Here is a 6,709-nt window from a genome sequence, read left to right as displayed (position 1 = left end):
TGAGCTCGAAGATCTTCAATTCTTACAATAAATTCACGTCTTACTTCATCAGACATTTATAAGACTTCCTCCTTAGGTCAAATAAGTAGCTTAACGCCCAATTAAGGGGTGAACAACGCCTCCACCCAAACCTAAAGAATTGTGCCATAAACACTTAATTTGAAGTAGAAGCAAAAATGCCAAGCGTTGTGAATCCCTCTTAAATTGCTTGTTATGTACGTGGTTAAGTTGTAGACATTCTCCCGAGTACCGTTCAGCAACCATGCTTTATTTCGCGTATTTCGCATTGTCTTGGCCCTGCGGCTCACAATCGGGGCTATGAGGTTCGCACCGCCGTCGCGAGCAACATGAGTTCATCATTCACTTCAGCCAGTACAATCCAAAAATGTGTGGCTTTGCTTCATGGTAATACAAAACATTTATGGTTTGTTGCCGTTATTATTATTTACTTTTTAGAAGCAAGTTACGCCATAAGCACCGTTCGGCTGACAAGTTACCGGTGTTCTTATAGCAGGAGCTTGCGGTGCCGTTGAATGCCACTGCTCATTTGCGTTGTTAAGCTCTTGGTTAGTCTTATTTAAACCTTGTGCAAACGCCTTCCAACGAGCCTCTGATTCTGCTTCATCGCGTGCAATTTTAGCGTTAACATTTTGAATGATAAGAGCTGCTGTTTCCTCCACCCTCATACACATCTCAGTATCAACCACAATTAGGGTCGCTTTTGCTGACTCACTTTTGAGGGTCTCAATTATGTATTCATCCTGTTGATACTGTTCGAACCAAATATCTCCCATTTCGGAGAATCGCTCAATATAACTTTGAGGCATCTCACATGACTGCATTAACGGTGGCATTCCACCAAACATTTTTACTTCTGCAAGAGGCGCACTTGGTTTTACAGCACAGCCAGACAAAATAGCAATAATAGATGATGAAAGAAGTAGTTTATTCATTTGTACCGCCAAAAACTAGGAAGATAGGTGTTTTACAGGGCGTCAGAGATTATGTTTAAGACTTAAATTTGTCTAGAGTGCAAATACATGATGATTATTACTGTGTGAGAATCATGTTCACTAAATGTCGGTGAAGCAACCTCAATACCAACTCAATCGATCAACTAACTCATATAAGTCTGAAAGTGACAATTGCTGTAGATAATTTCCAGTAACTCTCATGGAGTCAAAATGGTTACGTGATAGGTAATATGTCTATCGAATGTCTACAAGAGTTGGTGAATGCACTGCTGTAATAAACATCAAAAGAAACAAGCGAGACTAGGTCTACTATATTCACGAAGCCTTGGTTAAATAGTGGTTAACCTATATCAACTTCATTACGGATTTCCACTGGTGTACGACAAGAATCCAGATACTTTTCGACTGCCTTTTTGTAGCGCGCTTGTTCAATCTCTGAGAATATCATATTTATCCCTAAATCATTAATTTAGTTAAGCTTACGACTGATTCTAAGACGTTTCCTAGAATGTTTTTCGAAAAGTACATAACGCCCTGTTAAGGGGTGAACAACGCAATACCGAAGTCGCTGCATACCACCTTAAACACTTAAATCAACGCATAGTAAAAATGCCACGCGTTGCGAATCCCTCTTAAACAGTTTGTTATGCGATTGGTGATGATAACCGTGAATTTGCCATTCGCACAACTTGACGTATCGGTTGTAATTGAATTTCTGAAATAATCGCTGAAACATATCCAACAACTATAAGGGGGATTCCAACCGACAAACCAAACCACACAGATCCACTTAATTCAGGCTGCCCCCACTGACTGTAGAGCGATGACATGATAGAAGAAAAGATCAACGTCAAAGATAGTAACTGAATCCAAGTATGACTAGATACGACGAATGTATTCGAATAATAATTTTTGCTAATTGTAGCCTTACCCGCGAAACCTCCAATCTTTACTCTAATCTTTGAGTTACTACCCGATATTTCGTACCCCTGAGAAACCAATTGATCAATTATTTCTTCCACTTTGAAACTCCTTTTTACTGGGTCGCATAACGCCTTGTTAAGGTGTGAGGCACGCAATACTGAAGCTCCTGCATACCACCTTAACCACCAAAACTAATGCATAGTAAAAATGCCACGCGTGCCGAATCACTCTTGAACAATTTGTTATGTTGTAATTTTTGCCAAGTTTTTAAATTCATCATGTGTAACACTTGAGTTAAAGAACGAATGTTGCGGGAAGTTATTCCTTAGCAATTTGTGCATTTTTTCTTGTAGTTCAATAAGCGAGCTACCGAACTCTTCTAAACCATTCAAGCGCTCGGTAAGATATATTATATTCTCATCATCACTATGTACTTTTTGATTTCTTTGCCAACGAAATATCCCCTCAATATAACGATTGTAGTTAAAAATAGCATAATAAGAATCCACATAGACGTGTGAATCAAGCTCAGATATAAAGATGTTCGTCTCCAAATCAACTTCGACTAACCAATCAGAAATGTCACCATCCAGTAATTCTATATCGCCCGCTTGCTTATCAAATTGTTCAAGATAATTTCGCTTTATGCAGCCGTAGACTTCCAACATACAACTTAACTTGAACATAAAGTTATTTGAAGAATTAACAGCCGCATTAATTTCTTTAGATTGGTGCAAGTAGTGCTGCTGGAGAACTGTCAAAATAGCCACAACCACACCAATTGATGAAAGAAAAATACCTAAACTATTTAGCACCGACACAAAACTTTGCTTTGTATCTAACGAATAAACAAGAATGATAGCCATCAGATAAAAGCCGATAAAGATGGAACATATTTCCCTCAGATATAACCCTATTCTTTTAAGCAATGTGTGATATCCCCCATGATTACAACATAACGCCCTGTTAAGCTGTGAGCAACGCTATACCGATGCTGCCGCAAACCACCTTAATCACTAAAACCAACGCATAATAAAATGCCACACGTTGCGAATCAATCTTAAACAGTTTGTTATACCTCGGTTGCGAACCTAGCTCTTATGGATTGAACAATAAGAAACACACTCATTGCAGCCCCCAAATAAGCGACTGCTTCGTAGAGTTCAGCTAAGACAAACAGACCAACTACGAATAGAACATATAACCCACTAGCTATATCAAGTGTCATCTTGTATGAGCGGGAGTGATCAAACAAACTTATAATCAAGACCACAAAAGGAAAAGTTATTGCGAAGATCATTGCAGCCAATGCATAAAGAATCGGATGGGGAGAAACACTTACCCACTGAATAATTTCAAGAAAATGAGCAGAGAGAGCTAGCCCTACCAACGCTCCAATAATACCTAGCCCCATAACAACGGTAGCCTCAACTATCCTGACCGTAAATCGCATAAACAGCTTTGTCTTGTCACTTAGATCAACAGGTCTTGTTCCTAACCTTGTTACTATTGCAACGAATATGAGTGCTGACAACATAAACAATGCAAAAGTTGCTATGGACAATGGTCCTGTGGCTGCTGCCATCGTGTCGTCAGGCAAAGGGTCTGAGAATCCCCAAATAGACCCAATGAAAAGGTTTACAAAAAAACCATAAATCCCAAAAATAAGTAGAGCAACCGCACCAGATTTAGCTCCAAACCTTGTCAAATACTCCACTTTAAAAAGTTCTCCTTATTGATAGAGGTATAACGCCCAATTAAGATGTGAGCCACGCTAACACGACACTAAATTTTAACACCGTAAACACTGAACTAGCCACAAACCAAAAATGCCAAGCGTGGTGAATCACTCTTAAATTGTTTGTTATGTGCATAGGATTTAAGTGAAAATTGAGCCATCTAAAACATACCTCTAGTAGTGGTATAGTTATGGGTTATATTTTTCTTTAAATCTTTCTTCGGTGCGGGTGGTTTAAAATAGTCAAGTGGAATGAGAGTACCTCTCTTCCTTGACCTTGAAACAGCTAGTACACTTTGACTAACCAACCCCCCACTAGAAGATTCCCCCGAAGACTCCGAGTCACCATTTGCTTTAAATGATGTTATTTTTTTAGTGTATTCTTTTAGCTGTTCCAAGCTCATTCCGTTCTCAAGAATCACATTAATGTCAGAAGATGTATAACCATCTGGTTCAAAATACTTCCTTATTTCAAGTTGAAGATATTTTTTATCTTTAACTTCTTTCCCACCGACTAAGAAATGAGCATGCGAAGCATCTATTTTTCCCATTTCCTTAACAGCTAGTAGATAACCAGCTTCGCCATTTTTATACTTAGAATACTCTGCGGACAGGTCTGTAAGACTCTTTTTGAACTCGATAATATAGAACTCTGAGTCATTGCAAACAACAGTATCTCCTATAGATTCCACATTGCCATCTAAAGGCATAAATAGATTAAAGATCTTACTCTGTGCGGCTTGAAGTACAAATGTATATTCAACCGTTTTTTCCCACCACTTCATTCTGTTACCTAATTTTATTTCTCGTAAAACAATCCGACTCTGACGTGCACATAACGCCGCATTAAGGTGTGAGCAACGCTACCACGGCACTAAACCAATACACCATAAACACAAAACCCAACGATGACACTAAAATGCCAAGCGTTGGGAATCACTCTTAAATGCTTTGTTATGTGTTTAGTGCGGATAAACTTTAAAATCGTGATCAAACCAAAGAACATAGAATATATTCTGTCGCCTGATGCCCACCATCGGGTGTTTAGCTTTATATCTAAATGCTAAAAAATACTCTGTATCATCTGGTATTTCTTTTGGAATAGCGACTTTAATAGAAGACCTTGCAATTTTCTCACAACCTAAACCGTGGCGATCTTCTTGTTGAATTGACGTCCAAGTAAAATCTTTACGACGAAACATTGCTTCAGCAAAAAATGCTTTATGGTGTTTATCAAGTTTACTAAAACAATGTTTTCCGTTAACAACCCTTTCTAATGAAAAAACTATATTGCTACTTTCATAATCCTTTGTGTTTTCATTAACCTGAAAGCGAGATTGGTTAGCCTGAACGTTATTAGATGCGGTATCTGCACCTTTGATCTTACCTTTAACAGTTTTTCCCATAGAGTTATTAATTCAATCTTGTTTTAAAGTACTCAACAATTTCTTCAAAAGGAATAACTTCAGCTTTTGCTTCATGCTCTAACCAAGGTGATTCCTCATGAGTCATATTTCTGAGTTTCCAAGCACTGTATTTTCCAAAAACCTCAGCAACTTCACAGATAATATCTAGCTGTTCAGCATCAAACTTATTATCTAGATTTTCTTCAATATCAAACTCTACTGGGTTTCTACCAAACTTCTTAAGGTCATGATACATCGATGGTACAACTGGCCCATGCTCCCAAGCCATAATTTCATCTTCAAAGAGCTTTTTATCAGTCAAAGCACCGTAAAAACCGTAGCAATACCAAACTAGCTTTTGTAATTTCAAGTTGGACAAATCACTATCTTCTGGATCTTGCTTACTTATCAGAAGCTTAGCAACATCAAGTGCAGTTATCATTACAAATCTCCTAACTTTATTTCCGTGAGAGTCTAACACTGAATGTATAAACAGTATAGTTCACAGGTCAAATAAAACACATAACGCCCAATTAAGGTGTGAGCCACGCTACCACTACACTCAACTTGGACGCCGTAAACACTAAACTAAACCCAAACCAAAAATGCCAAGCGTGGGGAATCACTCTTAAATTGTTTGTTATGTGAATTTAAACCCATATGCTTTGATCGAAATATCTTTAATTTTACTTTCACCGATATTTTTTTTGAGATTAGAGTAAGCTTTAATTGCTTCTCCATAAAACTGCTCATGCTCAGGATCATCAGAAGCGCAATCGACTGCCTTTGCAAAACACTTGGCTGCGGAAAACAGTTTAGAAATACAGATAATCATTAACATATGTTTCAAAGCGAGACTTTCGTTACGAGTGTCCGGCAATGGAATCACTGCAAACTCACCTTTATGATTTAAGGCAGAACTTGTCTCATCTGCTACCTGTTGTAATGTAGGATGCTTCATTTTGCATAATAGCTTGTAGTTGTGATAACACATTTTCCAAGCTGTATTAAACTTATCATCATTTGGAAATTTATCTGGAATATTTCCGTATAAATCTTTGTGTGCAGCCATTTTACAAAGGTTTTGAGCACCCCAAGGAACATCTCCATTCTTGTTAAGTAGAACTTCATCAGCCAAATCTTGACGTTCAACAAGACAGTTAACAACAAGTGCATTTTCATAAAGCGAAGCAGCGACACACGCTGCTTGGTAAGGGTAACCCCAATTAATCAATAACCACGCACCTCTAAAATCACTCATGGTACGTTTCAAAAATGCAGCAGAAAGCTTAATAGATTTTGTATCTGAGTTCTTACCTTTGAGAAAAGGAGCTTTAATAGCTAAGTTCATACAATCTTCAGCTAAAGAATCCCAAGGCTTTAAGTCTTCAAAACTTCGGTCGATTGCACCGACTTCGAGGCGAGCCAAATAATTCCAATAGTGATCTTGCCAGTTATCTTCAGAAATCATATTTCAATCACTTACGTAGGATTCCAATAATTCACATAACGCCTTGCTAAGGTGTGAGTAACGCAATAAAAAAGCTACCGCACAGCGCCTTAATCACCATAAGCCACCGCAAAGTAAAAATGCCACGCGTTACGAATCACTCTTAAGCAATTTGTTAGTACATGCGCTACTTCTATTTATGCGCTCCAAGATATTG

Annotated in this window: 8 protein-coding genes; all 8 read right to left on the bottom strand. The window is 38.2% G+C overall.

Annotated elements, in window-relative coordinates; translation table 11 throughout:
* Positions 1–452: 452 nt before the first annotated feature.
* Positions 453–953: a hypothetical protein gene (locus MHO32_RS24880; protein WP_239214799.1), complete on the bottom strand. Its 501-nt coding sequence runs from the start codon at positions 951–953 to the stop codon at positions 453–455.
* A gap of 665 nt (positions 954–1,618) precedes the next feature.
* Positions 1,619–1,996 carry a hypothetical protein gene (locus tag MHO32_RS24870; RefSeq protein ID WP_025769014.1) on the bottom strand — a complete coding sequence of 126 codons (378 nt, stop codon included), beginning with the start codon at positions 1,994–1,996 and terminating at the stop codon, positions 1,619–1,621.
* A 144-nt stretch (positions 1,997–2,140) separates the two neighbouring features.
* The gene (locus MHO32_RS24860) at positions 2,141–2,764 is read right to left on the bottom strand and encodes a hypothetical protein (protein ID WP_239214796.1); all 624 of its coding nucleotides are present in this window, start codon (positions 2,762–2,764) and stop codon (positions 2,141–2,143) included.
* Positions 2,765–2,970: 206 nt separating this feature from the next.
* Positions 2,971–3,615, bottom strand: a complete 645-nt coding sequence (locus MHO32_RS24850) for a hypothetical protein (RefSeq protein ID WP_239214793.1) — start codon at positions 3,613–3,615, stop codon at positions 2,971–2,973.
* A 182-nt stretch (positions 3,616–3,797) separates the two neighbouring features.
* Positions 3,798–4,421: a hypothetical protein gene (locus MHO32_RS24845; protein ID WP_239214790.1), complete on the bottom strand. Its 624-nt coding sequence runs from the start codon at positions 4,419–4,421 to the stop codon at positions 3,798–3,800.
* A gap of 177 nt (positions 4,422–4,598) precedes the next feature.
* Positions 4,599–5,042 carry a hypothetical protein gene (locus MHO32_RS24840; protein ID WP_202640163.1) on the bottom strand — a complete coding sequence of 148 codons (444 nt, stop codon included), beginning with the start codon at positions 5,040–5,042 and terminating at the stop codon, positions 4,599–4,601.
* 7 nt (positions 5,043–5,049) lie between these two features.
* The gene (locus MHO32_RS24835) at positions 5,050–5,484 is read right to left on the bottom strand and encodes a Panacea domain-containing protein (protein ID WP_239214787.1); all 435 of its coding nucleotides are present in this window, start codon (positions 5,482–5,484) and stop codon (positions 5,050–5,052) included.
* A gap of 198 nt (positions 5,485–5,682) precedes the next feature.
* Positions 5,683–6,513 carry a hypothetical protein gene (locus MHO32_RS24825; protein WP_239214784.1) on the bottom strand — a complete coding sequence of 277 codons (831 nt, stop codon included), beginning with the start codon at positions 6,511–6,513 and terminating at the stop codon, positions 5,683–5,685.
* Between the last annotated feature and the right edge of the window lie 196 nt (positions 6,514–6,709).

The organism is Vibrio sp. MMH1-50 (assembly GCF_022347645.1).
GTDB lineage: Bacteria > Pseudomonadota > Gammaproteobacteria > Enterobacterales > Vibrionaceae > Vibrio > Vibrio harveyi.
This window is presented reverse-complemented; position numbering and strand designations above follow the sequence as displayed.